Below are 26,393 nucleotides of genomic sequence, written 5' to 3' on the forward strand. Positions count from 1 at the left end.
GTGGTTTGAGGCCACCTTATCCGAGGATCGCCTTTCCGCCATGCTCCCCCTCATTGCCCTGTTCATTGCCGCCTTCGCCTTCGGCACCACCGAATTCGTCATAGCCGGCGTGCTGCCGCAGGTGGCGGATGGCCTTGGCGTCGCGATCCCGACCGCCGGTTATCTCGTTTCCGGCTATGCCGGCGGCATTGCAGTCGGCGGCCCGCTGCTGGCGCTCGCTACCAAAAGGTTCTCCCGCAAGGCTCTGCTGCTTGGACTGACTGCGGCTTTTACCATCGGCCAGGCGGCCTGCGCGCTGGCGCCCGACTTCGCCTCGATGCTGCTGTTGCGGATAGCGGTGGCCGTCGCGCATGGTGCCTATTTCGGCGTTGCCATGGTGGTGGCCGTCGGCCTGGTGCGCGAAGACCAGCGCGGCATGGCGGTAGCGCTGATCCTGTCCGGCCTCACCGTATCGAACGTAATCGGCGTTCCGGCCGGCACGGCAATCGGCAACATCTGGGGATGGCGTGCGACATTCTGGGTGATGTGCGCGCTCGGCGTGGTGGCCTTCGCGGCAATCGGCGCCCTGCTGCCGCGCAAGACGGGATCGTCGAACCCGTCCGTCAGTCTTGGCAGTGAGGTCCGCGTACTCGCACGCCAGCAGGTCTGGACCTCGCTCATCATCATGCTGATGCTGATGATCGGCCAGTTCGGCCTGTTCACCTACATCACGCCGACGCTGCTTGAGGTCACCGGCCTCGACGAGAAATGGATACCTTGGGTGCTCCTGCTCAACGGTGTCGGCGCAACGATCGGCGTCTTTGTCGGCGGGCGGCTCGCTGACTGGAAGCTGATGCCGTCGCTTATCGCCATGCTTTTCCTGCAGGCGGTGATGCTCGCCTTGATCTACGCCGTCAGTTCTTACCCGCTGCCGATGGTGATAGCGATCTTCGTCTGGGGCGGCCTCAACTTCGCCATCGGCACGCCGATCCAGACCCGCATCCTGACCTGGACCGCGGACGCCTCCAACCTTGCCTCGTCACTCATTCCGTCGGGCTTCAACGTCGGCATCGCACTCGCCGCATCGCTCGGCGCGGCCATGCTCAATGCCGGCTATGGCTATCGCAGCCTGCCGGTGGTTGGCGCGATCGCCATGCTGGTCGCGGTCGCGGTCGCGCTTGCCTCGCATGTCTGGGAATGGCGCAGCCGGGCTGCGCCGCCGCTGCCGGCTGCCGCCGAATAGGACTACAGATCGATCCGGTAGCGCAGGCTTTCTACGCCGCCATAGGCAGCGTCTTCGAAGAAACGCCCGACAAGCCGGCCGCCATTGGCCAGAACGACCTTCTGCGAGGGCACATTGTGAGGCTTGCAGGTGATTTCGACGAAGGGCAGGCCAACCGCCCTCGCCTCCTCCAGCATCAGCCGCAGCGCCTCGGTCGCATAGCCACGTCCCTGTTTCCACGGCACCACCGCATAGCCGATGTGGCCGAGCACGTGCGACGGCAGCGCCGCGGTGCCGGGCTGCCAGCGCAAGCCGATCGAGCCTAAGACTTCCCCGTCCCAGATCCAGCGCCGGAATCCGGGCAGCCGCGGCACCGTCGAACCGTCCGGCAAGGCAATCGGCGGTCCCTTGCCATCGGAATCGTCGAGATCGGCAAGGAAAGTCGCTGGATCCTTTTCGATAGCCGCAAGCTGCTCGCGCGTCGCGTCGAGCAGCCGCACATTGTCCGGCGACCAGCCGCGCTCGAGGGCCGCCTTGTAGGACGGCAGGTGTTCAAACGCCGGTTTGACGAGTTCGATCATGAGCGCGAGCTTTTGGCTGTCCGCCAGGATTGCGGGCGCGACGGCAAGGGCCTTCCACAGCAGTCTACTGAAGCAGGCTCTTGACGATGCCGCTCGCCTTGGAGAAATCCATCTGCCCGGCGTATTTTTCCTTGAGCGCCGCCATCACCTTGCCCATGTCCTTGACGCCGCTGGCGCCTGTCTCGGCGATGGCGGAACGGACGGCGCTTTCCGTCTCGGCCTGGCCCAGTTGCGTCGGCAGGAAGTCGCGGATGATCGCCATCTCGTCGCGCTCCTGCGCTGCAAGCTCCGGCCGCTTGCCGTCATCGAACGCCTTGGCCGATTCCTCGCGCTGCTTCACCATCTTGGCAAGGATCTGCAGGATTTCGTCGTCGCTGGCCGGCTCCTTCCCGGCGCCGCGATTGGCGATGTCGCGATCATGAATGGCCGCCTGGATCAGCCGCAATGTGGGCAGCCGGCGCTTGTCCTGCGCCTTCATCGCGCTCTTCAGGGATTCGGCGATTTTTCCTCGCATAGTGCTTTCTCCTTCGAATGCGGCGGACAATAGTCGTGCCGATAGCTCAAGGCAAACTCGATGGCGTCCGGCAAACCGCTGATATTGTTCGACGAAATAAATCCAGGCTCGCACGGCGCGGCATCATTGACCGCCTTGGCGCCTTCCCCTATGTACTGGGCCTTGCATGAATTGAATTCTAGTGCACGTCGCCCAAAAGTGCGTAGCGGTTTTGGGGCCACGACATGCACAAGTGAAAAGTTAGCGCGCCGAGGCTGTGAGATTGCCGCTTCGCGCCTTTTGTTGCGCCGATTGAGGGGCGCAGCCTTTAGGAGTGCCGCCATGGCAACGATGACCGCCGCGTCGACCCCCCCTTGGGCCACCGAGAGGCCGACAGCCCTGCTGGTGCTGGCCGACGGCACCGTCATCGAGGGCCGCGGTCTGGGCGCTTCCGGCTCCGCCGTGGCTGAGGTCTGCTTCAACACCGCGCTGACCGGCTACCAGGAAATCCTCACTGACCCATCCTATGCCGGCCAGATCGTCACTTTCACCTTTCCGCATATCGGCAATATCGGCACCAATGACGAAGACATCGAGGACCTCAATCCGCTGGCCCGCGCCGGCGCCGTCGGCGCCGTGTTCAAGGCCGATGTCACCAACCCGTCGAACTACCGCGCCGGAGCCGGCCTCGACCAGTGGCTGAAGAAGCGCGGCATCGTCGCACTTTCGGGCATCGACACGCGGGCGCTGACCGCGCTGATCCGCGAAAAGGGCATGCCCAATGCCGTCATCGCGCACGCCCCAGACGGTACCTTCGACATCGATGACCTCAAGCGCCGCGCCGCCGCCTGGTCCGGGCTCATCGGGCTTGATCTGGCCAAGGAGGTCACCTCCGGCCAGTCCTCGGTCTGGCGCGAGACGCCCTGGGTCTGGAACGAGGGCTTTGGCGAACAGGCCGACCCGTCGATGCACGTCGTCGCCATCGACTACGGCGTCAAGCGCAACATATTGCGCCTGCTGGCCGGCCTCGGCGCCAAGGTCACCGTGGTGCCGGCCAAGACCGGCGCCGAGGAGATCATGGCGATGCGGCCGGACGGCATTTTTCTGTCCAACGGCCCCGGCGATCCGGAAGCCACCGGCGACTACGCCGTGCCGGTCATCCAGGATCTGTTGAAGACCGAAATCCCGCTGTTCGGCATCTGCCTCGGCCACCAGATGCTGGCGCTGGCGCTGGGCGGCAAGACCGCAAAAATGCATCAGGGCCACCACGGCGCCAACCATCCGGTCAAGGACCACACCACCGGCAAGGTCGAGATCGTCTCGATGAACCACGGCTTTGCCGTCGACGCCGACTCGTTGCCGAGCGGCGTCGAGGAAACCCATGTCTCGCTGTTCGACGGTTCGAATTGCGGCATTGCGCTGACCGGCAAGCCGGTCTTCTCGGTCCAGCATCATCCGGAAGCCTCGCCCGGCCCGCAGGATTCGCATTATCTGTTCCGCCGTTTCGTCAATCTGATCCGCGAAAAGCGCGGCGAGCCGGCACTGGCCGAGCGTGTCTAGCGCATTGCGTAAAAACGGATTTGACTGACGGCGCCGGCCGGGCTCCCGGCGCCGATCAAGCCCCGTCCGTCACCGCTTGCTGCGCGTGCATGCGTTTGACTTCCTTCGGCGTCGGCTTGGCCACCCTACTGACGAAGACGACGAGCGCCAGCGTGAGGAAAATCGCGCCGAGCAGATACGGGGCACCGCCGAAAACTATGGGCGCGCTCGGCCCCGTGAACCAGGAAAAGATCGCCGTATAAAACAGCGGTGTGATGATTGAGGTGATCGAGAAGATCGAGGTCATCGCGCCCTGGAGTTCGCCCTGGGCGGAGGGTGGCACCTTGGCGGCCGCCAGGCTTCTGAGCGGCGGGTCGGCCAACGCCTCGAGACATCCGACGACGATCACTGCATAGACCATCCAGCCTTGTGACGCGAAGGCGTAGCCGAAGGCGCTGAGTGCGGTAAATGCCAGACCGATTACCGCCGTCTTCCACTCGCCAAGTGTAGGGATCACGCGCGGCAGGACTGTCGCCATGACGATCGCGCCGCACAGGCCAAAGGCTCCGAGCGAGAAGCCGATCTGTTGTTCGCTCCAGCCATAGCGATAACTGGAGACGAACGACCAGACCGCAGGATACATCATGTGCCCGAGCGTCATCAGAAAGAAGACAAGTCCGATCCAGCCGATACCTTCATAGTTGCGCATCTGGACGAGCGTGCCGACCGGGTTCGCGCGTTTCCACGCGAAGCGGCGACGGTGCTTGTTATCAAGCGTTTCCGGCAACAGAAACAGCGCGATCAGAAAGTTTGCGAAAGCAAGCCCTGCAGCGAAATAGAACGGAACGCGCGGCCCGAACGTGCCGAGCAACCCGCCCAGGACCGGCCCGATGACGAAGCCGACGCCGAAAGCAATGCCGAGCAGCCCGAAATTCTTCGCACGATTTTCGTCGGTCGAGATATCGGCAATGAATGCCGATGTCGTTGAATAGCTGGCGCCGGAAATGCCGGCCAGCACGCGGCCAATGAACAGCATCGGATAGGACCAGGCGATAGCGCAGATCAGATTGTCGATAGCGAACGTCAGCACCGAGGCGAGCAGAATCGGCCGCCGCCCGAACCGGTCGCTCAACCCGCCCATCACTGGTGCGAAAACGAACTGCATCGCCGCATAGACGAAGAACAGCCAGCCGCCCTCGATAGCCGCCTCACTGATGCCGACGCCGGTCAATTCCCTGAGATAGGCCGGCAGCACCGGCATAATGATACCGAAGCCAATGACGTCGAGCAGCAGGGTGGTGAAAACAAGCGCAAGGCCCCGCCTGGCGGTTTTGGGGTCTATCATGATGGTATCTCCTCGGGCCGCCCGAGCGAACGGGAACACACCTTATAGGCGAGCACATCGCTGGGAACAATGAGGGAACGGGCAGAGTGTTTTCATCCTGACATCCCCCTGACTGCGATCCAGTCTCTCGGATTACGAGAAAACCGTCGGCTCAGATCGGGTTGTTGAACGTGTCGCAGTCCGATAGCTTGCCGTTCTGGAAGCCGCGCGCCAGCCAGGTCTGCCGCTGCTGAGACGTGCCGTGGTTGAAACTTTCCGGCACGACGTAGCCCTGCATCTTCTTCTGCAGCGTGTCGTCGCCGATCTGCTTGGCGGCGTTCAGTGCCTCCGCCATGTCGCCCTGTTCCAAAATGCCCTTCTGACCGGTGAAATGTGCCCAGATGCCGGCAAAGCAGTCGGCCTGGAGCTCGACCTGCACCGACATCTGGTTGGCGTCGCCCTCGCTCATATTCTGCCGCATCTGGTTGAATTTGGGCAGGATGCCGGTCAGGTTCTGCACGTGATGGCCGACCTCGTGCGCGATAACATAGGCCTGTGCGAAATCGCCCGAGGCGCCGAACTGCTGGTCGAGTTGCTGGAAGAAGGTGGTATCGAGATAGACCTTGCGATCGTTGGGACAGTAGAATGGTCCGGCCGCTGACGAGGCAGAACCGCAGGCGGAGCGGATCTGACCGCTGAACAGGACCAGTTTTGGATCTTGATAGGTCAGACCTTCGGATTGGAAAATACCGGTCCACGTATCCTCGGTCTCGGCCAGCACGGTCGACACGAACTGCTTCATCTCGTCGGACGCCGGCGCACCGGTGCCGCCGCCCTGCCCGCCGCTATTGTCGGTGATCTGGCCGCCGCCGCCAGGCTGCAAGCCGCTGTCATCGAGAATTTGGCTCGGGTCGAAGCCGAAATACCACCCTGCCAGGAAAATCAACGCTACGATGATAATGCCCGACATGCCGCCGCCGCCGGCGCGACCGCCGATCGGGATGCGAAACTGCCCCGGACCGCCGCCAAGCCCGCCACTCTGGCCGCGCTCGTCCTCGACATTGTCACTTTGACGGCGGCCTCTCCAGAGCATGGCAACTCCCCGTGATGCACGTTTGCACTCAACCCGCCGATGTCCTGGCCGGTTCCAACCCAGCAAACAATTATCCCAATGGTTACGCCAAGTCACAGTATTTTTCGCGCTAACGAGCAATGCCTGCTGACGCGGGTCTGCTCTGGCTTAGACGTCGCAAGGTCTGTAGCATCCACCGTGGCTGTGGAAGCGAGGGGGCGCTTGCGGATGCTCGGGCGGGTTCTGTTGCTGTTTGCGGCATTGTCTTGCCTAGGCCCCGCGCCGGCCAGCGCCGTCACTCTCGATTCCAGTGTCGCAATCACCGATCCCGAGACCTTGCAGGCGCTCGAGCGCGGCGGGCTATCGATCAGCCGTCTGCTTGGGCCAGCGCTCGGACTGACACGCGACGTCGACAATCGCGGGCTGTTTTCGGTGCGCGCGCTGAGCCCGGTCCGCAACGCCGTCAAACAGCAGATCTTAGACGAACCAAGGAACAGCCCCGACTCCTATGTAGCCGCTCTGGCAAAGTCGAAAGACATCAACCAGAAGTTCAATCCGAAATACATCGACGACGACGGTTCGACGCTGGACCTGACCGGCATCGTCAATCGCATGGATCGCGGCTATCTCGGCCACACCGAATGCGGCGAGATCAGGCTGATCTACCGCTTCCACTATTCGGTCGAGGAGAAGCCTGGGCAACGCATTTCGTCGCGCCTGCCGCTGACCCTGAGCCTGGTCTTCAACGCCATACCGGCTTCGGCACAGACTCGCGCCTCGAAGGACCGTCCGCGCTCGGCTAACGGTTCCTGCGCGGACGTGGCGAAGCGCTGGCTTGTCGCCGGGCAGAAGAATCTGGAGCCGGATCAACTGGCGGCCTGGCTGCGCTCGGAAGAAGGCCCGCTTTCCAGCGCGATGTTGAATTCTTCGCAGACCATGCGGCTCGAGCTCAACATGCAGGTCGTGCGCCTATCGGCTTCGAGCCGGCGAGATTTCGGCGGCCACGCCGAGTATCTGTTGAAGGTATTCAAGTGGGACCCTGCCAAAGCCATTTTCCAGGAAGCGAAAATGGAGAACCAGATCGACCGCAAGCTGGTGCTGGCCGACAGGCAAACCTTCGAAAGATGGCTGCTCACCGACCGCAACATCTATGATCTCGACCGTGGCCGTCTGGTGATCGACGAAAAATTCCTCGCGACCACCGCGGTTTCGGTGGCACCCGGCGGTATGAACCGGTCGCAAAACAATTTGGCTTTTGGGCTGCTCGACGACGATGCTATCGACAAAGCGCTCAGGGACTATGTCGCCAAGGGCAATACGCTTCGCACCGTCAAATCGGTGGCCGGCTTCAATCTGCGCCTCAACGAGATGACCTGCACCGGCTGTCACCAGACGCACGGCATCGCCGGGTTCCATTACACCGGCGCCGACCCGGCCAACGAACCGCGCCGCAACGCGGTGTTCGTGCCGGGCTCGGCTGTGTTTTTTGCCGACCTGCCGCGCCGCCGCGCCATTGTCGAGTCGTTCGCCGCTGGCAGACACCCGGATTTCAGCCGCGGCTTTGCCGGCCGTCCGGAGGCAAAATACGCCGAAGCGCTGAAAGGCACCGATCTCTACAATGGATGGGGCTCGATCTGCTATCGCGGCGCCGACCCAAGTTTCGTGGACTGGACCTGCGACGAAGGCCTGCGTTGCGCCGGGGTCCACGAGAGCGCCATCCATCCGGGCTTTGGTACCTGCGTCAGCGAGGCCGGCACCGCGGTCGGCGATCCGGTGGAGTTCGGCGAGATCAGGATGTCGAAATGGGGCAACGACCAATATTGCCGTCTGTCACCGGCAACCGCGAAGGCCTGCGCCATCGACCCGGCCAGGGACAGAAAACCGCCGATAAAGCTCGCCGGCTACGGCGCGGCGCGCCAGCGTTACGATAATCCCGAGCAGAAGACTGGCGGCTTTCCCGGCGGCATGCTGCGCAAGGCGACCTGCGAAAAGCTGCCCGACGAGGCAAGCTGCGGCCGCCTCGCCAAGACCGGCTTCAACGACTGCATAGGCTCCGGCAAGGACCACAAATTCTGCACCAGGGAATTCACCAAGACCGCTGGCCTGCGTGCTTGCGACAAGGCCCATCCCTGCCGCGAGGACTATATCTGCACCGCCGGTTTTGACGATCTGCCGGAAGCAAAGCCCGGCAAGGGCACTTGCATCCCACCCTATTTCATCTTCCAGTTTCGCGTCGATGGTCACCCGCGCAACTGGGTGCAGGATACGAACGAGTGAGCAGGTCAGTCGCACTGCATATCGCTTCGATCAATCAGCGCGCGGCGATTATTGCCTTGCGAAAGGCTTCGAGCGTCTCGGCGCTGACATGGTGCTCGATGCCTTCGGCGTCGATGCGCGCCGTCTCGGCGCTGACCCCGAGCGAGCGCAGGAAGGCCTCGACCGTCTGGTGGCGAATGCGGCTCTCTTCCGCAACCTTGCGGCCGGCATCGGTCAGGAACACGCCGCGATAGGGCTTCCGGGAGACCAGCCCGTCGGCGCACAGCCGCGTCAGCATTTTCGCCACCGTCGGCTGGGCGACGCCGAGCCGTGCCGCGATGTCGACCTGGCGCGCCTCGTTGCCATCCTCGATCAGGTCGGCGATGAGCTCGACATAATCCTCGACCAGCGCACTGCGGCGCGCTTCACGCGTCTGCCTGAAGCCTTCCGAGTGGATTTCTGCGTCAGGCAGCGGCTTTTCGCGAGGAACCGGTCTTTTCTTCAGCGCCAATACGCGCTCCTCCCGGCAGTTTGAATCGACATTGCAGTCATAACACGGAACCCTATTGGTTCTGGCCGTTTATTTCCATTCGGTGGCCGGTGCAACCGGCGTTCACTGCCGTTCCGGCCGCACGGCCAAGCGGCCACACGAAAAAGCTCCGACAATGAAATATAGCATATTGCATAATGTTCAGCCGTGGCATAGATAAGGAGGCAACATCTATCGCGCGAGTGGAAAGCCAGTTCATGTCGGAAGCCGAAGCCACCTCAGCCCCCCGGTCCATGTGGCGATTTGCCCGCCCGGAGGACGGCGAGCAGCCCAGCCTTCGCGAAGTCAACGCCACGATCGCCGTGCCGCACTCGGGGATTTGGCTTCGCCGGCTGTTCGCCTTCATGGGGCCGGGCTACATGGTTTCGGTCGGCTACATGGATCCGGGCAATTGGGCGACCGACCTCGCCGGCGGGGCCCAGTTCGGTTACACGCTGCTGTTCATCATCATGTTGTCGAACCTGATGGCGATCCTGCTGCAGGCGCTCGCCGCCCGGCTCGGCATCGCCACCGGCCGCGACCTCGCGCAGGCGTGCCGCGCCTATTATCCGCGACCGGTCAATTTCATGCTTTGGGTCGCTTGCGAATTGGCCATCATCGCCTGCGACCTGGCCGAGGTCATTGGTACGGCGATCGCCTTGCAACTGCTGTTCGGGATTCCGCTGATCGGCGGCGCCATCATCACCGCGCTCGATGCCTTCCTGCTGTTGTTGCTGATGAACAAGGGCTTCCGTTTCCTCGAGGCCTTCATCATAGCGCTTTTGATCATCATCTTCGGCTGCTTCGCCATCCAGATCTTTGCCGCCGCGCCGCCGGTCGGCTCCATCCTGCATGCGATGTTCGTGCCGTCGTCCGAGATCGTCACCAATCCGGCCATGCTTTACATCGCCATCGGCATCATCGGCGCCACGGTGATGCCGCACAATCTCTACCTGCACTCCTCGATCGTGCAGACCCGCGCCTATGAGCGCACCGATCGCGGCAAGCGCGACGCCATCAAATGGGCGACGACCGACTCTACCATCGCGCTGATACTGGCGCTGTTCGTCAATGCCTCCATCCTGATCGTATCGGCGGTGGCGTTCCACGGCACCGGTCATCATGACGTTGCCGAGATCGGCCAGGCCTTCCAGCTTCTGTCGCCGCTGCTCGGCCTCGGCATCGCTTCGATCCTGTTTGCCGTAGCGCTGCTTGCCTCCGGCCTGAACTCGACGGTCACGGCGACGCTGGCCGGCCAGATCGTGATGGAAGGCTTCCTGCGGCTGCGCATCCCGCAATGGGCGCGCCGCCTGCTGACGCGCGGCATCGCCATCATCCCGGTGGTGGTGGTCACTGCGCTCTATGGCGAGAAGGGAACCGGCCAGTTGATGGTCTTCAGCCAGGTAATCCTGTCGATGCAGCTTCCCTTCGCTGTCGTACCGCTGGTGCAGTTCGTCTCGGACAAGCGCAAGATGGGTAATTTCGCCATTTCCCGCGCTGTTGCCGTGCTGGCCTGGGTGGTCGCCGCGCTCATCCTGGTGCTCAACTTCAAGCTGCTCTACGATACGGTCGTCGGTCTGGGCTGAGCGTTTCTCTGCTCCAAGCCGACGCAACAAGGTCGGCAGTCATCTGCCCTTCCAGCCCTGGAAATTTGCCGACCGCTGTCGGACAAATGTCCGTTCGCCCGTCCTTGGCCCGAAGTCCGGCCATGACGGCACGGATCAGGGAAAGGGAGCTCCAATGAGGAAGATCATCGCCGCAACATTCGTCAGCCTCGACGGCGTCATGCAGGCACCCGGCGGCCCGCAAGAGGACCCTGTCGGCGGCTTCAAATTCGGCGGCTGGACGTTTCACTACTGGGACGATGTGATGGGCGCCGCCATGGGCGAGACGTTTTCAAAACCGTTCGCGCTGCTTCTCGGCCGCAAGACCTACGACATCTTCGCCGCCCACTGGCCGTACCAGAAGAGCGGTCCGATCGCCGACAGCTTCAACGCCGTCACGAAATATGTGGCGACGCACAGGCCAGATACGCTGTCCTGGCAAAACAGCCAGCCGCTCGGCAGCGATGTCGTGGCGACGTTGCGCCGGATGAAGCAGGAGGACGGCCCGGACCTGCTCATTCAGGGATCGAGCGAGTTGATCCAGACCTTGCTCGCCAATGACCTGATCGACGAGATCAGCCTGCTGATTTTCCCGCTGGTGCTGGGCAAGGGCAAAAAACTGTTCGGCAGGGGCACGATACCTGCCGCCTTCAAGCTGACCCGTTCGCAGGTATCGACCACTGGCGTGCTGATGGCGAGCTATGAACGCTCCGGCGAGATCAAGACCGGGTCCTTTGCTCCGGAACAGCCGTCCGAAGCCGAGATCGAGCGGCGCAAGAACTGGAAATAGAGGCTGCGGGGCGATCAAGGACGGCTGAACACCGGCCGTCCTTTTTGCTGTTTTCTAAGCCGCCTCTCGCCGCCGTGCCAACCCATCGCGGAGGTGGCCCGCGAATGCCAATGCAGCCGGCGCGACGCCGTGCTTCGGCAAATGCAGATTGATTGAAAAATTCGGCAGCGACGGCAGTTCCGGATCGTTGGCCAAAATATCGAGGTCGGCAGGCACGGTTGACGCCAACCAGGTGGTGACGGCCAAGTCCGAACGTACCGTCGCCGTCGTCACGTCGATGCTGCCGTTTTCGAAGACGGTGCGCCATTCCAGCCCGTGCTCGTTAAGCGCCTCCAGCACCACCGGGCGGAACGCGCAGGTCTCGGCGACCATCGAAACCGGCAAGGGTCGCTTGCGGCGGGCGCCACCGCCTTTGGCGCCGACCCAGACCAGCCGGTCGACAACAAGGCATTCGCCGGGCGACCGACCGATCGGCTCCTCGATCACCGCGAGCTCAATCGTGCCCGCCGCCAAGGCCGCAGCCAACTCCGGCGACGAGGCGCAAACAAGCGAGATCTCGACCTGCGGATAGGCCTCGGCATAGGCCTTGAGCACCGGCGCAAGCAAGGTGCCGACAAGGTCGTAGGGCACGCCAAGCCGCACCTGACCGGCAACCGCATCACCCGCCATCTCCGCCAGGATCTCGTCATTGAGGGAAAGCAGGCGCTTGCCCTTGCCGAACAATCGCTCGCCGGAGCGGGTCAATCGCAATCCGCGCCGATCGCGGTCGAACAGGCTGCAGCCGAGAACCTCTTCCAGACGCTTGATCTGCTGGCTGACGGCACCTTGCGTCAAATGCAGCGCGTTGGCCGCCGCCGTCATGCTGGCCTTGTCGGCAACGGTGACGAAGGTTCGAACCAGGGCAGTATCGAGGTTGCGGAGCATCTGGTCATTATATTTGCTAATGCACATCATGGCAAACATTGCATTTACTGATGGGCCAAACAGCCTACGGTGCAGGCTTCAAAGGAAGCCGCATGTTTGAAACCGTCCTTCCCCTCCTCCTGTTCGCGCTGGTCTCAACCTCAACCCCAGGCATGGCCACGACCTTGTCGACGGCGTCCGGGGCGCAGTTCGGCTTTCGCCGCTCTATCCCGCTGATGGCCGGGAGTGCGGCCGGCCTGGCCACGGTGGCTGCGGCAGGTGCTGCTGGGCTCGCTGGTCTGCTGGCCGCCGCTCCTTCGCTGCAACTGGCAATGAAAATAGCCGGCACCCTCTATCTGGTATGGCTTGCCCTCAAGATCGGCCGCAGCGGCCCGCCCAATCTGGACGTGGCTATGGCAAAGCCGAACAGCTTTTTCGGTGGCGCCGGCCTGCAATGGATGAACCCCAAGGGCTGGGCCATGGGGCTGGGAGCGGCGGCATCCTTTGCCGCGCTCGCCAACGGGCCGCTGCAGCTCGCCGTGCTGCTCGGCACGGTCTTCGGTCTTGCCGCGGCCCTATCGCTGGCGGCGTGGTGCGTGGCCGGCACGCTGCTCGCCCGGTTGCTGCGAACCGAGCGGCAATGGCGCATGCTCAACATCATGCTTGGCCTGCTGCTGGCCGCCTCGATCATTCCGATGTGGCGGACAGCGTAAGACCAAGCTGTGGCGCGTCGCTCAGCAGCGCTTCAAACAGGTGTTTGGAAAGAGCAGGCGGCAAGCCTGCGAGCGGCGCTGGACGAAATCGCCGCGTTGGATTTCGACGCAGCGCCGGCCGCGAGTTGAATTATCGGCGGCCGGCAGCCAAGCTTTGCTAACAAGCCTTATTCGGCCGGCATCGCCACCGGTCGCGCCGCCAGATGGCCCGCCAGCACCACGCCCAGACCAATGATCGGGAATGCCGCCGCGACCACACCGAGGTCGGCCGGTGCGCCATAGCGCAGCACCGCAGCGCCAACCACCGCACCCAGTGCGACGCCGAGATAGAGTGCCGAAGCGTTCAGCGACAGCACGATGGGGGCGGCATCGGGCGCCAGCTTGATGATGCGGCTGGCCTGCGCCGGCGGGAATGCCCAGCCGACGATGCCCCACGGCACCATCATGGCCATCAGCGCCGGCCCGGCGATCTCGCGCGGCAGGAACATCGGGATCAGCGAAAACGTGACCAGCATGGCGGCACTCAGCGCCAGCGACCAGCAGACGGTGCGCGTCGCGCCGAAACGATCGGCGGCCTGCCCGCCGCCGATATTGCCGATGACCGCGCCAACGCCGAAAGCGAGCAGCATTCCGGGAAGCGCGATCGGGTTCAGTCCGCCACCTTCGATGGCGAGCGGCGCGACAAAGGCAAAGACGGTGAAGGCGCCGATCAGGGCCAGGATGGTCGTCACCAGGATAGGCATGACGCCGGGGCGAAGTGCCGCTGCCAGCCGCATCCGGAGCGGAAGCCTGGTGCCGACGATGCCGCGCGGCAGCCGGTACCACAGGATCGCGCCGGCGAGCGCGCCAAGGCCGGCAATGGCAAAGAAGGTGCCGCGCCAGCCGGCAACCGTCGCAACAAGCGCGCCAAGCGGCGCGCCGACCGCGACCGCCACGGTGGTGCCGCCGACGACCACGGCAATGGCGCGGGCGCGGTGATGATCGTCGACAAGCGCAACGGCCGTTCCCTGCGCGGTCGCCGCGAACAGGCCTGACGATAGCGCCATGACGATGCGCGCGATCAACAGCAATTCGAAGGAGGAGCTCAGCGCCGCGGCGACGTTGCCCAACACGAAGAACACCAGCGTCCACAGGATGACGCGGCGACGATCCCATTCGCCGGTCAGCGTTGCCAGGATCGGCGTGCCGATCGCATAGGCGAGCGCAAACGCCGTGATCAGCGTGCCGGCGAGCGGAACGGAGATGGCGGCATCCTTTGCAATGTCGGGCAAAAGGCTGGAGATGACGAAACCTTCGGTCGAAATCGTAAACGATCCGAGCGCAAGCCAGATGAGGCGCTTATCCATGGCAATTTCCTTAGTTCAAAGGTTATTGAACAATTGGACATAACAGGGCATGATGTCAATAAAGCCGCTGCAAAATAGCCGAACCATCCTGACAGCCCGGTGTCAGGATGGGGCGACGGGGCGAAACTATGTGTCCATCAGCCACGAGAGGAGATGCGTTGAAATCGGCCCCGAATGTGCTTAATTCCTGGGCATGACCTTGCCCCATCCCACCGCCGACCAGATCAGCCTGCCGAATGTGCTTGCCGTGCTCGGCGACCCGACGCGGTTGGCCATCGTGCGCTATCTCGCCAGCAAAGAGGGCGTGCCGCTGAATTGCAGCCGGTTCCTCGATCTCTGCTCGAAGACCAATCTGAGCTACCATTTGGCCAAGCTGCGCGAGGCCGGCGTCACCCGCACCGAAGCGGTTGGCACCAGCCGGCTGATCACGCTGCGCCGTGACGATCTCGACCGCCGCTTCCCGGGCCTGCTCGACAGCGTCATTGCCGCGGCCGGCGACGACGCATCGTTGCCGGCGGTCGGCGGCCACGAGATCGAAGTCCGCGCCTGAGCACCAACAGGGAAGCGTCCTTCCAGAACTTGGGTTCCTCGCCCCCACGAGAGTGGGGGAGAGGTGGCCCGGCGAAGCCGGGACGGAGAGGGGGCCTTGACGCTCCCAGAACGTTCAAGGAAGCTTCATTGTCCTCGACGCGCCGGTTTGCGAAGAGCCCCCTCTCCGGCCGCTGGGCGGCCACCACTCCCCCGCTTCGCGGAGGCGAGGAAACGCTGCCTCAGCCACGGAGCTTCCCCATGCGCATTGCCGTCCTCGCCGACATCCACGGCAATGTCCTGGCGCTCGAAGCCGTGCTCGACGATCTGCGGCGACGCGGCGGCGCCGACCTCATCGTCAATCTCGGCGATTGCGTTTCCGGCCCGCTCTGGCCGCGCGAGACCATGGAGCGGCTCGAGGCGCTCGACCTGCCGACGGTACGCGGCAATCACGACCGCCGCGTTGCCCGCGACACCGGCGACGAGACCATGTGGCCGTCCGACCGCTACGCGCACGAACGGCTGACAGAGGCCCAGCGCGAGGCGCTGTTCGCGCTGCCCGTCACGCTGGAGGTGGCGCCCGGCATACTCGCCTTCCACGCCCGGCCCGACCACGACGAAAAATACCTGACTGACGCGATAGTCGACGGCCGGCTGGTGCGCGCGCCGCTGGCCGCCATCGAACGGCGCCTCGGCGCGATCGATCCCGCTTGCCGCATCATGCTTTGCGGCCACAGCCATCGTAGCGAGCTGGTCCGCATACCCGGCGGTCCGGTCATCTTCAACCCGGGCAGCATCGGCTGCCCGGCCTATGACGATTCGACCCCGCCGGCGCATGTCTCCGAGCAAGGTTCGCCGCACGCCCGCTATGGCATCCTCGACTTGCACCCTGATCGTTTCGAGGCCATCGCCGTCGATTATGACCACGAGGCGGCGGCGCGTCAGGCCGAGCAGGCGGCACGGCCCGAATGGGCTCACGCGCTGCGCACCGGCTTCATGCCGGGTTGAACCGCGGTTATACCCGGTCCGAACGGATGACCGCCTTCGAGCGGCAGAAGCTGCGGCCGGTCCAATCTTCAGTTGTCCGACGCGGATCGCTTCGATCGCTTGGCAGGACGTCGGGTGCTGGCCGCCGAAGTCTTGGGCGTCGAAGTCTTGGGCGATGAAGCCTTTGGCCGTGTCGGCTTGGGCGCCAGTTGCGTTGGGTTGAAAGTCTGTGCTGGGGCGGATTCGGAACCCGCCCGAATGTCGGCGTCGCGCACCTGCTGGCCAAAGTTCAGGCCGGTCAGCTGTTCGATCTCAGCCACCGTCGAAAGAAACTCCGATACCCTGGCAATTTCAAGCGGGTCATCGAATGCCTCGGCACGCTCGCCGAACGCTTCGGGCATTACTTCCAAAACCGGCTTTTGATCCGCCAGCAGCGCGATGGCGCGCAGGCCAGCTTGATCGGACCACAGTGCGATCTTCCAGAACTTCAGCGGAACATGGCTGTCGAAGCGGTAGCGAGGATCGTCCTCGCCGAACACTGGCCCGGCAAACACCGTGACACGGCCTCGCGTCGTATAGGCGTTGCGCAGCACATAGGTTTCCACCGCGCGCCATCTCAGCTTCCCCTTGGAGCCGGGATGGTTAAGCGAGCTTCCCTGATTGAAGAAGCCGACTTGCGGCGCAGCATTGGTATAAAAGAACGTGTCGCGTTCTGCCGCGACCGCCTCCTGATCCACGCCCCATGCAGGGTCGCCGCGAAGCGTAATATGGCCCTTCTGGAACATTCGAGCGATTCGTTCCTTGGATTTTGCGACGGGAAATCCAGGCACATTCTGGCTCGAATAGAATTCCTGGGTCATCTGCTCGCCAAGGTCGATACGGCGATCGGGCCGGAAAGCATCGCTGGCTTCCGAACCGGAAATCGACTCCACCCCCAATTCGACAAGCGACGGCTTGTCGATGACCGTCTTGTCCTCACGATTGACCGCCTTGGTGCGGGATCCATCGATATTGCAGGCGGTGACGAAGGCAAGCCTGCGATCGGCGTTCATCAAGATCGAAAAATGATGGTAGCGCAATTCGTGTGGGTCCTCGCCCGGTTTGGCAAGAAGGTTTTTGGCCAACCGGAAGGGTGAATCGGCAACCGTCGGCATTGGCAGGACAAAGCCCGGTATGAAGCCGGGCTCATACCCTCCACGATCGTCGAAGTCCTCTGTTTTCCAACCCGCTGCCTCGGCGATGGCTACCTTCGCGGGTTCGCTTGCCGGGCTCTTGCCGTCGTTTCGTCTTGCATCGCCTCCGTCGCCGTCGATCAACGGCGCCCGGACATTTATCTCGACGGGAAAAGTCCAGGTGACCGAGCCATCGGCATTGTGTCTCGTCGCCGGCGGATTGCGATCGGGTTCCGGCCGCTGCACCGGCTTGTCCGGCACATCTTCGCGAATGTCGGCGTTCAGCCGAACTGTCTCGTCCATCATGCGCGGCGTGCCGGCCCAAATCGCCAGTGCTTGCGAAACCGCCGATGCCGAGGAGCCCGGTAGCCTGGTCTTTCTAGTGCTGAGATCGTCAACGATGGCGCTGATCCGTATGCCTTCGTTGATCTCGCGCGCAAGCGCATAGCCACCTATGCCCGTCACCTCGTGGAACGGGCCGGCCCAATGGTGCAGGGCAATAGGCTCCCATTCATTGTTGAAGACCGGTGAACCGGACGAACCCTGTTCGGTGTCGGCGACATAGTGCAGCACTTGAACCGTTTCGTCGCGGGCCACCAGCCGGTTTTCACGCAGCACCAGTTCCTTGAAGCGGCCATCGGGATGCTGAACGATGTTGGCGATTTCGCCAAGCATATGCTTGTCGCGCGCGTCCGACAGCGAGATAAAACCGAACTCCCCCAGTTCCTTTGGACCGGAGCGCCGCTCGCCGACCCCGATCAGCGTATAGTCCAGACCCTCTATGCTATCGGTCACGAAACAGGATTCAGGATCGAACAGGAACGTCGTCGGCGTACGCACGGCATTCGCACCGTCCTGCTCATAATCGAACTGGACCTGGAAGCGCCGGGAATCCGCCGGTGACGAAATCACATGGTTGTTTGTGAGGAACAGCCGTGGCCCGACCAGAAAACCCGATCCTTGTGGATTGCCGTTGAAAAAGGCAACGCGGCCGACCGCATCGGCCGCACGGCGCCCACGCTCCAGAAATGCGACCCCGATGAAATCGAGCGTTGGGCCGAGAATTGCCTCCGGCCCTGGCTGTTTGGCGGCGGCCTTTCTTTCCCCGGCAGACCTCATGTCGATCGCTGCCGATATCATCTCCGCTTCGGTGCGGCTGAGCGACGCCTTTACCTGCAACCTGTCGAGGCGCCTGGAGAGGGTCTGTTCGGCGGCCAGCGGATTGCCGTTGGCAATGTGACCAAGTGAAGCCTCAATTTCGGGGCGCGTTTTCTTGATACGCTGGCGAACTATGTTTTCCACCTGCGCAAATATTTCAAGGTCGACCATATTGTCCTCCTCAACCTTACTTGAGAGAGTGCATATTTACATGAAATGTGCAATATTTTGCCGGCTGTTAGTTCACGGAAGTGGCTTGGGCGCGATTCAACACGCGGCCCCTTTTCGGGCTTACACAGCGCCGCCTCGTCGCCTATAAAAACCGGCTGGCGTGCAATGGCGCTTTCGTGCCTGGCCGCGCCTTCGGCAATTGAACCTACCGCCCATGGCAGATGATTAGGCGCACAGTAACACTCCCGACGACGCTGCTTGCGGTGATTGCCGCTCCGCTGATGCTGGCGGAGTTGCCGGCCAACGGCCAGGAGCCGGAGCCCATCATCTCGATTGTGACGGGTCTCGCTCCGGATGACCTCCTCAACGTGCGCGCCACGGCATCGGCCATGGGCAAGATCGAGGCACGGCTGCCGAGTGGTTCGAGCGTGAAGAATCTCGGCTGCGGCGACGTCAGCGGCTACAAGTGGTGCAAAGTCCAAGACATTGACGACCCGAAGCTGAGCGGATGGGCTCCGGCGCGCTATCTCGACCCCATCAATCCCCGGCAAGTGACACCGCAGGCAGCGGCCAATACGGAGAACCCTGCGTCTCAACCGCTGCCCGATCTGACAACGCGCCTGGGCGCAACCGGCGGTCCCGAAACGACGCTGAACTCCGCTGATGCGATCGGCAGGGCGGCGATCGAGGATGCTTACCGCCTGGCCCTGGCCGGTGGAAACCCCTCGACTGGACAGGTTGATGGATCGCCGCCCGCAACAGTGGGTCCCGTGCAGAATTTCGGCGCGGCCAACGCGGCGCCTCCGCCCGACGCACAGACCGTTGCGCGGCTTCAGCCGCCGGGGACACCGGTCCCCGGTGCCGGTAACGCCATCCCTTGCGCGCGCTATCTCGGCCAGCCGATGACCAACTGCAAGGCAAATGTCGTGCGCACCGGCGACAAGACCGACGTGACCGTTACCTGGCCCGACGGCGGCACGCGCATCATCAGTTTCAAGGCCGGCAAGCCGGCCGGTTCGAACGGACCCGGCGAATTCCGCTTCACCCGCGAGGGCAGCCTGAACATGATCCGTGTCGGTGCTTCCGAGCGTTTCGAGATCACGGATGCCTTGGCGTCGGGAGGCTAGATAGATTCGAGACGCCGGCAGGACAGAGGGGGGGCGCGACGGAACGAGACGCTTGTTTGCTCAGGCAGCCCCGCACAAAGCCGCATTTTCGGGGTTACATCCGGCAAAACTCTTCCCTATAAGGCCCTCCTAGCCTGATACCAGAATCGCGAGCACAACCGGCCGGGTCATCCCGTCCGGCTTTTTGTGCAAGCCGCCTGCCGAACGGACCCTCGACATGCCAAGACGCACCGACATCAAGTCGATCCTGATCATCGGGGCCGGCCCCATCGTCATCGGCCAGGCCTGCGAGTTCGACTATTCCGGCACCCAGGCCTGCAAGGCGCTCAAGGAAGAGGGTTTTCGCGTCATCCTGGTCAATTCCAATCCGGCCACCATCATGACCGATCCGGAGCTGGCCGACGCCACCTATATCGAGCCGATCACGCCGGAAGTTGTCGCCAAGATCATCGCCAAGGAGCGGCCCGACGCGCTGCTGCCGACCATGGGCGGCCAGACCGCGCTCAACACCGCTTTGTCGCTGCGCCGCATGGGCGTGCTCGACCGCTATCAAGTCGAGATGATCGGCGCCGACGCCACGGCCATCGACAAGGCCGAGGACCGCGCGCTGTTTCGCGAGGCGATGAACAAGATCGGCCTGGAAACGCCGAAGTCGATGCTGGCCAACGCCACCGACGTCAAGAATGCCGACCGCAAGACGCACGAGGCCGAGCGCGCCGCGCTGAAGGCGGAAAAGCCCGAAAATCTCGACGCCGCGCTCGATGCACTGGAAACGCGCTGGAACCTCGGCGAAGGCGACCGCAAGCAGCGCTACATCAGCCACGGCATGGCGATCGCAGCACAAGCGCTCGACCATGTCGGCCTGCCGGCAATTATTCGCCCCTCCTTCACCATGGGCGGCACCGGCGGCGGCATCGCCTACAACCGCGCCGAATTTTACGAGATCGTCCAGTCCGGCCTCGACGCCTCGCCGACCACCGAAGTGCTGATCGAGGAGAGCGTGCTCGGCTGGAAGGAGTACGAGATGGAGGTCGTCCGCGACAAGGCCGACAACTGCATCATCATCTGCTCGATCGAGAACATCGACCCGATGGGCGTGCATACGGGAGACTCGATCACCGTCGCCCCTGCCCTGACGCTGACCGACAAAGAATACCAGATGATGCGCAACGCCTCGATCGCGGTGCTGCGCGAGATCGGCGTCGAGACCGGCGGCTCCAACGTGCAGTTCGCCGTCAACCCGGCAGACGGCCGCCTGGTGGTGATCGAGATGAACCCGCGCGTCTCGCGCAGCTCCGCGCTGGCCTCCAAGGCGACCGGCTTCCCGATCGCCAAGATCGCTGCCAAACTCGCCGTCGGCTATACGCTGGACGAGTTGGAGAACGACATCACAGGCGGAGCAACGCCGGCCTCGTTCGAGCCGAGCATCGACTATGTCGTGACCAAAATCCCGCGCTTTGCCTTCGAGAAATTCCCCGGCGCCGAACCGGTGCTGACCACTTCGATGAAGTCGGTCGGCGAGGTCATGGCCATCGGCCGCACCTTCCAGGAGTCGCTGCAGAAGGCTTTGCGCGGGCTGGAGACCGGCCTGACCGGTCTGGACGAAATCGAGATCCCAGGCATCGGCCACGGCAGCGCGCCGGCCAGCCATGTCGATGACCGCAATGCCATCCGCGCAGCGCTCGGCACGCCGACGCCCGACCGGCTGCGCATGGTGGCGCAGGCGATCCGCATGGGCACCTCGCTGGAAGACGTGCACGCCATGTGCAAGATCGACCCGTGGTTCCTCGAACAGATCGCCGGCATCCTCGCCATGGAGGATCGCATCCGCGAGCACGGCATCCCTGAGGACGCCGCCAATCTGCGCATGCTGAAGGCGATGGGTTTTTCCGACGCGCGCCTCGCCTCGCTGGTCAGGAAGGACGTCGAAGAGATCCAGAAGATACGCGACAAGCTCGACGTTCATCCCGTCTACAAGCGTATCGACACGTGCGCCGCCGAGTTCGCCTCGCCCACCGCCTACATGTACTCGACCTATGAGGTGCCGTTCGCCGGTGCGCTCGCCAACGAGGCGCAGGTCTCGTCGCGCAAAAAGGTCGTCATCCTCGGCGGCGGCCCCAACCGCATCGGCCAGGGCATCGAGTTCGACTATTGCTGCTGCCACGCCGCCTTTGCGCTGCGCGACGCCGGCTTCGAGGCGATCATGGTCAACTGCAACCCCGAGACCGTCTCGACCGACTACGACACCTCCGACCGGCTCTATTTCGAGCCGCTGACGCCGGAGGATGTCTTGGAGATCCTGCGCGCCGAACAGGCCTCGGGCGAGCTGGTCGGCGTCATCGTACAGTTCGGCGGCCAGACGCCGCTGAAGCTGGCCGACGCGCTGGAGAAGGCCGGCATCCCGATCCTCGGCACCTCGCCCGACATGATCGATCTGGCCGAGGACCGCGACCGCTTCCAGAAGCTTTTGCACAAGCTCGGCCTCAGCCAGCCGAAGAACGGCATCGCCTATTCGGTCGAGCAGGCCCGCCTCGTCGCCGGCGAGCTCGGCTTCCCGCTGGTCGTGCGCCCGTCCTATGTGCTCGGCGGCCGCGCCATGCAGATCATCCACGACGAGAGCATGCTGCAATCCTACCTGCTCGACACCGTGCCCGGCCTGGTACCGGAGGACATCAAGCAGAAATATCCCAACGACAAGACCGGTCAAATCAACACGCTGCTCGGCAAGAACCCGCTGCTGTTCGACACCTATCTCTCCGGCGCCATCGAGGTCGATGTGGATTGCCTCTGCGACGGCAGGTCGACCTACGTCTCCGGCATCTTGGAACACATCGAGGAGGCCGGCATCCATTCGGGCGACTCGGCCTGCTCGCTGCCGGTGCACTCGCTGCCCTCGGAGCTTGTCGACGAGCTCGAGCGGCAGACGGCGGCCCTTGCCCGCGCGCTCAATGTCGGCGGCCTGATGAACGTGCAATATGCTATCAAGGACGGCACGGTCTATGTGCTGGAGGTCAACCCGCGCGCGTCGCGCACCGTGCCCTTCGTCGCCAAGACCATCGGCCGGCCGATCGCCAAGATCGCTGCGCGCATCATGGCCGGCGAAAGCCTGGAAGACGCCTTCGCCCATTACGGCGCCATGCCCGACCCGCGCAACCCCGGTCACATCGCGGTCAAGGAAGCGGTGTTCCCCTTCGCCCGCTTCCCCGGCGTCGACATCTTGCTCGGCCCGGAAATGCGCTCGACCGGCGAGGTGATGGGCCTCGACCGCGACTTCGCGCTGGCCTTTGCCAAGAGCCAGCTAGGCGCCGGCGTCGACCTGCCGCGCTCCGGCACCCTGTTCGTCTCGGTGCGCGACGAAGACAAGAAAGGCATCCTCCCGGCGGTCAAGCGCCTCGCCGGCCAGGGTTTCAAGGTGCTCGCCACTTCAGGCACCGCCCGCTTCCTCGCCGAAAACGGCGTCGCGGCGGAGAAGATAAACAAGGTGCTGGAAGGCCGCCCGCACATCGAAGACGCCATCCGCAACCGCCAGGTGCAGATCGTCTTCAACACAACGGACGGCCAGAAGGCGGTGTCGGACTCAAAATCGCTGCGCAGGGCGACGCTGATGCAAAAGGTGCCGTATTACACCACGCTGTCGGGTGCGGCTGCGGTGGCGGAGGCTATTGCGGCGCTACGGGCGGGGAGTTTGGAAGTGCGGCCGCTGCAGGAGTATTTTGCGTAGGCGATTAGCCAATCTCCCTCCTTGTGGGGGAGATGGCCGGCAGGCCAGAGGGGGGCGCTGTCCCGCCGGCGCTGGAATCCTGCCAACGCTTCTCTCGGAGCGGAAGGCTCGCACCTATGCAAGCAGGTCGGACGAGAACTGCCCCAACTTACTGATTCACCATCGGATAGGCTGTCCCAATTTACGGCGATTGCCCTAGTTAGGAACCGACCGTCTTCTTTTCCTTCTTAAGGAAGATATCGAGGTATTGGCCGAGTTCCTCTAAGCCATCCTTCGAAAGACCTTCCGGGAAAATCATCGTGACATCGCCGCCAGTGACCGGAAAAACGGCCTTACGCGTTCCCTGTATGACTACGTCATCCTTTTTGGGATCGGCCGGCGGCGGAGTAAATTGATTGCTTCCTGCAGGGGCGGCTGCTTGACGCTGAATAGCTTGTTCCACCGGAATCCATCCGATCTGGCCCGCAAGTTCGCCAAGGCCATCGACCTTGTAGAAGAACAGGCCATCTTTCTCGTCAATCGAGACGATCCGCCGAGGTGCTTTCCACTGTACCTGCCCACCAGAATCCCAGTTGACCAGATCTCCAACCTTGAATTCTAGGGGTGGTTCGGCGTCCTCTACGTCGTCCCCTATTACCGTATCAGAATTTGAGAGTCCTGCATAGGCATTTGAGAGTCCTGCATAGGCAACAGTGTCATCGTACACCTTGAGAAAGGTGTGGGCGGCGTTGTCAGTAAAGGCGTGCTGAAGGATCAGTTGATCAAGGCAAACCGGGTCTGGCGGGCGGTCTGCTCCCCAAATTCCCCAAAATTTCTGAAGCTGTGCCGGCTTTAGAGCAAGCTGCTTTAAAAGCTCCTTTTTCGTCATTTCCATGTTAGCTCGAAGATAGATTCGAGCGTCATCCGTGAGCGTCGCCTTCAGGTCTTTGCCACTGCCTTCGTAGCGCACGAGGCCGAACGCCTTCAGAGCTGCCAGAATCTGGTACGCTTGGCTGCTCCTGTCCTTCATGCCCCAAGCTAGGCCGACTTTGACACCCGGGGCTGCGTGACGACCGAAGGTCTGTTCGAATGCCTGCAGACGCTTGACCGCCTCAGGAAGCGAAATGAACGGGAACGATGGGCTCCGGTCCTTCTTCGGCCTGTCGTCATTCGGTTGAGTGTCGGCCATAGTCAGACCTCCTTCTTGTCCGTCGCAAATATGACATCTGCCTCGATTTCCGTCAACAGGATGCCCGTATAATTTTACGGCTGTATCGAACAATTTTATTGACGTATGGAGTGGCGTCGGTAGGATGAGCTATCGAATCGAGGGATGACGATGACAACAGTCAGAGCCCCGGCACGGTAGCCGACGCTGCCGGGGCAAGGATGAAACAGGGGCCGCCGCCTCGATCCCCGCGAAGGTGAAGGCGAACGGCCCCGAAATAGGCTCTTTACTCTTTCCCCGGTCGTCTAATGGAAGGACGCCCGCTCTTACAGGTGAGGCAATCCAGGTCCGAATCCTGGTCGGGGAACCAAGAATCGTCGGGGTCGACGCTGCGCTAACAGCCAGCCCCAGATCATTTATCAGTAACCTGCGTCATGACCTTCCGCCTCTATAGCGGAATCGTGGTCGATCCGCCAGCGGCCGACGCATGCCCCTTGCCGCTGAACAAGGACTTTCACGGCCAGCAAATCACAGTTATCAGGCCCTTACGCCACCGCCACCCACTCGGTCTCGATATCCAATTCTATCGGCCATGACGCCACCGGCACGAAGCTGTGCGCCAGCGGTTTCACGTTGAAATACTTGGCATAATCCGGTTGATGGCGTTATAGAAGTCGGAATTGACGGCGTAGATGCGCACCGTCACCACGTTCTCCAGCGAGGTGCCCGCCGTTTCCGGCAATATTTCAGCGCCTTCAGCGATGCCTCGGTCTGCGTTTCGATATCGCCGCGCACCATCCCGCACCTTGCGAACACCATTGCCGACACTCGCCTCATCCGAGAAACCCAATAAACCGTCCGGCGAACAACACCGACGTCCACAAAACCAGCGAGAGCACCGCCAGCATGGTGACGGTGCCACCGGCCGGCTCGTCACCGCCTTTTGCGCGGCGCATGAAGACGAGGAAATTGGTGCCGGCGAGAAGTATCAGTGTCATCTTGGCGAGGAAGATCGGCATCGCCGCATACTCCCTCGCCCTCACCGAAAACAGCAGCGCCCCGGTGACAAGCGCCCCGGCGAACGCGCTCAACGCCGTGCCGCGCAGCAACGCCACGAACGCCGCCTGCGGCAGCGAGCGGAAGGCGCCCAGGATCCTGAGGTCCATCAGCCAGACGCTGGTCAGCAGCGCGCCGATCGACATGATGTGCAGCGCGTTGACGAGGGGGTAGGCGACGAAGGAGGCCTTCAGTCCCCGGACAAGCGCGAGTTGCTCGATGCCAGCAAAAAAACCGTCCATTCAGACCGGCGGCACGCGGTCGGGATAGACGTCATAGGACTTGCCGCCGACGATGATGCGGACTGCCTTCATGCGCTTTTCGCTCTCGTCGCGCGAGCGGTGGCCGATCGCGGTCACCTCGTCGCCGACCTTGGCAACACCTTCCGTGAAGCCGGCAGCGATCGTGCGAGACGGCGGCGCCATCTCCACCCGCCACACCTCTCCGTCGGCGTCGACACCAGCGTGGCGTGCGGATTGCCGATATAGATGGCCGTGATCCTGCCCTTGAGTTCGAAGAACCCGTCCTGCGTCCACGACCAGCCATGATGGGCATAGGCTGCTGTTGTGGCGGCAAGGATCACCGCCGCCGCCAGCGTGTCGCTCCGGTTGAAAGGTGACAGCATCGCTCGTCTCCTCGGTTCCGGCATTAGAGGGTAGGTCAGCGCGCTGCAGCGTCAAATCACATGAGGGCCTTTTGGGTCGCTGCGCTCCACAGCCATGGTAACGGCATGGATCCTAGGGTCTGCGCTCCGCTTCGCGTTCGCTCCGCCCTAGGATGACGATGCGAGGGGAGGTTTCCAGCCAATCTCCAACGACCGCGATTGGCCTTATACCACTGTACCTTCGTCATCCTAGGGCGGAGCAGGAGCGAAGCGACGTCGCGGGGACCCTAGAGCGGTTCCCCCTTTGACGGAATCAAAGGGGATTCCAGATTTATCTGTTTTGTGATTCAAGATGCTGGCTGGAGTGGAGG

General features: G+C 62.9%; 21 protein-coding genes, 1 tRNA gene and 1 pseudogene. 11 read left to right on the forward strand and 12 right to left on the reverse strand.

The window, feature by feature from the left end; all coding sequences use genetic code 11:
- Positions 1-40 precede the first annotated feature (40 nt).
- On the forward strand, positions 41-1,222 hold the full coding sequence (locus tag NKI95_RS28245) for an MFS transporter (protein ID WP_352720873.1): 1,182 nt from the start codon (positions 41-43) through the stop codon (positions 1,220-1,222).
- A gap of 2 nt (positions 1,223-1,224) precedes the next feature.
- Here the strand turns inward: NKI95_RS28245 and NKI95_RS28250 are convergent, their stop codons facing one another.
- On the reverse strand, positions 1,225-1,782 hold the full coding sequence (locus NKI95_RS28250; RefSeq protein WP_352720874.1) for a GNAT family N-acetyltransferase: 558 nt from the start codon (positions 1,780-1,782) through the stop codon (positions 1,225-1,227).
- Between the two features lie 64 nt (positions 1,783-1,846).
- Positions 1,847-2,296, reverse strand: coding sequence for a GatB/YqeY domain-containing protein (locus tag NKI95_RS28255; RefSeq protein ID WP_023678304.1), 450 nt, complete (start codon positions 2,294-2,296; stop codon positions 1,847-1,849).
- Positions 2,297-2,617: 321 nt separating this feature from the next.
- On the opposite strand from NKI95_RS28255, the gene carA reads away from it, so the two are divergent.
- Entirely contained in the window at positions 2,618-3,835 is a 1,218-nt protein-coding gene (carA, locus tag NKI95_RS28260) for a glutamine-hydrolyzing carbamoyl-phosphate synthase small subunit (RefSeq protein ID WP_352720876.1), read from the forward strand.
- A gap of 55 nt (positions 3,836-3,890) precedes the next feature.
- On the opposite strand, the gene NKI95_RS28265 is transcribed toward carA, so the two are convergent.
- Both NKI95_RS28265 and ypfJ read right to left on the reverse strand, forming a co-directional pair.
- Entirely contained in the window at positions 3,891-5,159 is a 1,269-nt protein-coding gene (locus NKI95_RS28265) for a TCR/Tet family MFS transporter (protein WP_352720878.1), read from the reverse strand.
- Positions 5,160-5,310: 151 nt separating this feature from the next.
- The gene (ypfJ, locus tag NKI95_RS28270) at positions 5,311-6,231 is read right to left on the reverse strand and encodes a KPN_02809 family neutral zinc metallopeptidase (protein WP_352466697.1); all 921 of its coding nucleotides are present in this window, start codon (positions 6,229-6,231) and stop codon (positions 5,311-5,313) included.
- Positions 6,232-6,438: 207 nt separating this feature from the next.
- On the opposite strand from ypfJ, the gene NKI95_RS28275 reads away from it, so the two are divergent.
- A complete protein-coding gene (locus NKI95_RS28275; RefSeq protein WP_352720880.1) occupies positions 6,439-8,487 on the forward strand; it encodes a hypothetical protein in 2,049 nt (682 codons plus the stop codon).
- 34 nt (positions 8,488-8,521) lie between these two features.
- Here the strand turns inward: NKI95_RS28275 and mntR are convergent, their stop codons facing one another.
- Positions 8,522-8,977 carry a manganese-binding transcriptional regulator MntR gene (gene mntR, locus NKI95_RS28280; RefSeq protein ID WP_023678308.1) on the reverse strand — a complete coding sequence of 152 codons (456 nt, stop codon included), beginning with the start codon at positions 8,975-8,977 and terminating at the stop codon, positions 8,522-8,524.
- Positions 8,978-9,213: 236 nt separating this feature from the next.
- Between mntR and NKI95_RS28285 the strand changes: the two genes are divergently transcribed.
- Together NKI95_RS28285 and NKI95_RS28290 are read left to right on the forward strand one after the other, a co-directional pair.
- Complete coding sequence (locus tag NKI95_RS28285; protein ID WP_352720881.1) at positions 9,214-10,581, forward strand: Nramp family divalent metal transporter; 1,368 nt, start codon at positions 9,214-9,216, stop codon at positions 10,579-10,581.
- A 154-nt stretch (positions 10,582-10,735) separates the two neighbouring features.
- On the forward strand, positions 10,736-11,389 hold the full coding sequence (locus tag NKI95_RS28290; RefSeq protein ID WP_352720883.1) for a dihydrofolate reductase family protein: 654 nt from the start codon (positions 10,736-10,738) through the stop codon (positions 11,387-11,389).
- A gap of 54 nt (positions 11,390-11,443) precedes the next feature.
- On the opposite strand, the gene NKI95_RS28295 is transcribed toward NKI95_RS28290, so the two are convergent.
- Positions 11,444-12,313 carry a LysR family transcriptional regulator gene (locus tag NKI95_RS28295; RefSeq protein WP_352720884.1) on the reverse strand — a complete coding sequence of 290 codons (870 nt, stop codon included), beginning with the start codon at positions 12,311-12,313 and terminating at the stop codon, positions 11,444-11,446.
- 92 nt (positions 12,314-12,405) lie between these two features.
- Here NKI95_RS28295 and NKI95_RS28300 point away from each other — a divergent pair, with 92 nt between their 5' ends.
- The gene (locus tag NKI95_RS28300) at positions 12,406-13,005 is read left to right on the forward strand and encodes a LysE family translocator (protein WP_352720886.1); all 600 of its coding nucleotides are present in this window, start codon (positions 12,406-12,408) and stop codon (positions 13,003-13,005) included.
- Between the two features lie 167 nt (positions 13,006-13,172).
- Here NKI95_RS28300 and NKI95_RS28305 read toward each other — a convergent pair whose 3' ends face one another.
- A complete protein-coding gene (locus NKI95_RS28305) occupies positions 13,173-14,351 on the reverse strand; it encodes an MFS transporter (RefSeq protein ID WP_254820339.1) in 1,179 nt (392 codons plus the stop codon).
- Positions 14,352-14,544: 193 nt separating this feature from the next.
- On the opposite strand from NKI95_RS28305, the gene NKI95_RS28310 reads away from it, so the two are divergent.
- Together NKI95_RS28310 and NKI95_RS28315 are read left to right on the forward strand one after the other, a co-directional pair.
- Positions 14,545-14,901, forward strand: coding sequence for an ArsR/SmtB family transcription factor (locus tag NKI95_RS28310; RefSeq protein ID WP_023719360.1), 357 nt, complete (start codon positions 14,545-14,547; stop codon positions 14,899-14,901).
- 239 nt (positions 14,902-15,140) lie between these two features.
- Positions 15,141-15,887 (forward strand): metallophosphoesterase family protein, encoded by a 747-nt coding sequence (locus NKI95_RS28315; protein ID WP_352720888.1) that lies wholly within the window; start codon positions 15,141-15,143, stop codon positions 15,885-15,887.
- 68 nt (positions 15,888-15,955) lie between these two features.
- On the opposite strand, the gene NKI95_RS28320 is transcribed toward NKI95_RS28315, so the two are convergent.
- Positions 15,956-18,367 carry a DNA/RNA non-specific endonuclease gene (locus NKI95_RS28320; protein ID WP_352720890.1) on the reverse strand — a complete coding sequence of 804 codons (2,412 nt, stop codon included), beginning with the start codon at positions 18,365-18,367 and terminating at the stop codon, positions 15,956-15,958.
- A 281-nt stretch (positions 18,368-18,648) separates the two neighbouring features.
- Here NKI95_RS28320 and NKI95_RS28325 point away from each other — a divergent pair, with 281 nt between their 5' ends.
- The gene (locus NKI95_RS28325) at positions 18,649-19,494 is read left to right on the forward strand and encodes an SH3 domain-containing protein (protein ID WP_352720892.1); all 846 of its coding nucleotides are present in this window, start codon (positions 18,649-18,651) and stop codon (positions 19,492-19,494) included.
- Positions 19,495-19,711: 217 nt separating this feature from the next.
- Positions 19,712-23,215 carry a carbamoyl-phosphate synthase large subunit gene (gene carB / locus NKI95_RS28330; protein WP_352720894.1) on the forward strand — a complete coding sequence of 1,168 codons (3,504 nt, stop codon included), beginning with the start codon at positions 19,712-19,714 and terminating at the stop codon, positions 23,213-23,215.
- Between the two features lie 199 nt (positions 23,216-23,414).
- Here carB and NKI95_RS28335 read toward each other — a convergent pair whose 3' ends face one another.
- Positions 23,415-24,383, reverse strand: a complete 969-nt coding sequence (locus NKI95_RS28335) for a hypothetical protein (protein WP_352720896.1) — start codon at positions 24,381-24,383, stop codon at positions 23,415-23,417.
- 273 nt (positions 24,384-24,656) lie between these two features.
- Here NKI95_RS28335 and NKI95_RS28340 point away from each other — a divergent pair.
- A tRNA-Lys gene (locus tag NKI95_RS28340) sits at positions 24,657-24,732 on the forward strand.
- Positions 24,733-24,990: 258 nt separating this feature from the next.
- On the opposite strand, the gene NKI95_RS28345 is transcribed toward NKI95_RS28340, so the two are convergent.
- The 3 genes and pseudogenes from NKI95_RS28345 to NKI95_RS28355 form a co-directional block, all read right to left on the reverse strand.
- Positions 24,991-25,212: a hypothetical protein gene (locus NKI95_RS28345; protein ID WP_352720898.1), complete on the reverse strand. Its 222-nt coding sequence runs from the start codon at positions 25,210-25,212 to the stop codon at positions 24,991-24,993.
- Positions 25,196-25,660: a DUF6644 family protein gene (locus tag NKI95_RS28350; protein ID WP_352720900.1), complete on the reverse strand. Its 465-nt coding sequence runs from the start codon at positions 25,658-25,660 to the stop codon at positions 25,196-25,198. Before NKI95_RS28350 ends, NKI95_RS28345 begins: the two co-directional genes overlap by 17 nt.
- Positions 25,661-26,043, reverse strand: a pseudogene (locus tag NKI95_RS28355) (DUF6152 family protein). It abuts the gene before it with no gap.
- Positions 26,044-26,393 lie beyond the last annotated feature (350 nt).

Origin of the sequence: Mesorhizobium sp. M0306 (assembly GCF_040321655.1) — a bacterium.
Lineage (GTDB): Bacteria > Pseudomonadota > Alphaproteobacteria > Rhizobiales > Rhizobiaceae > Mesorhizobium.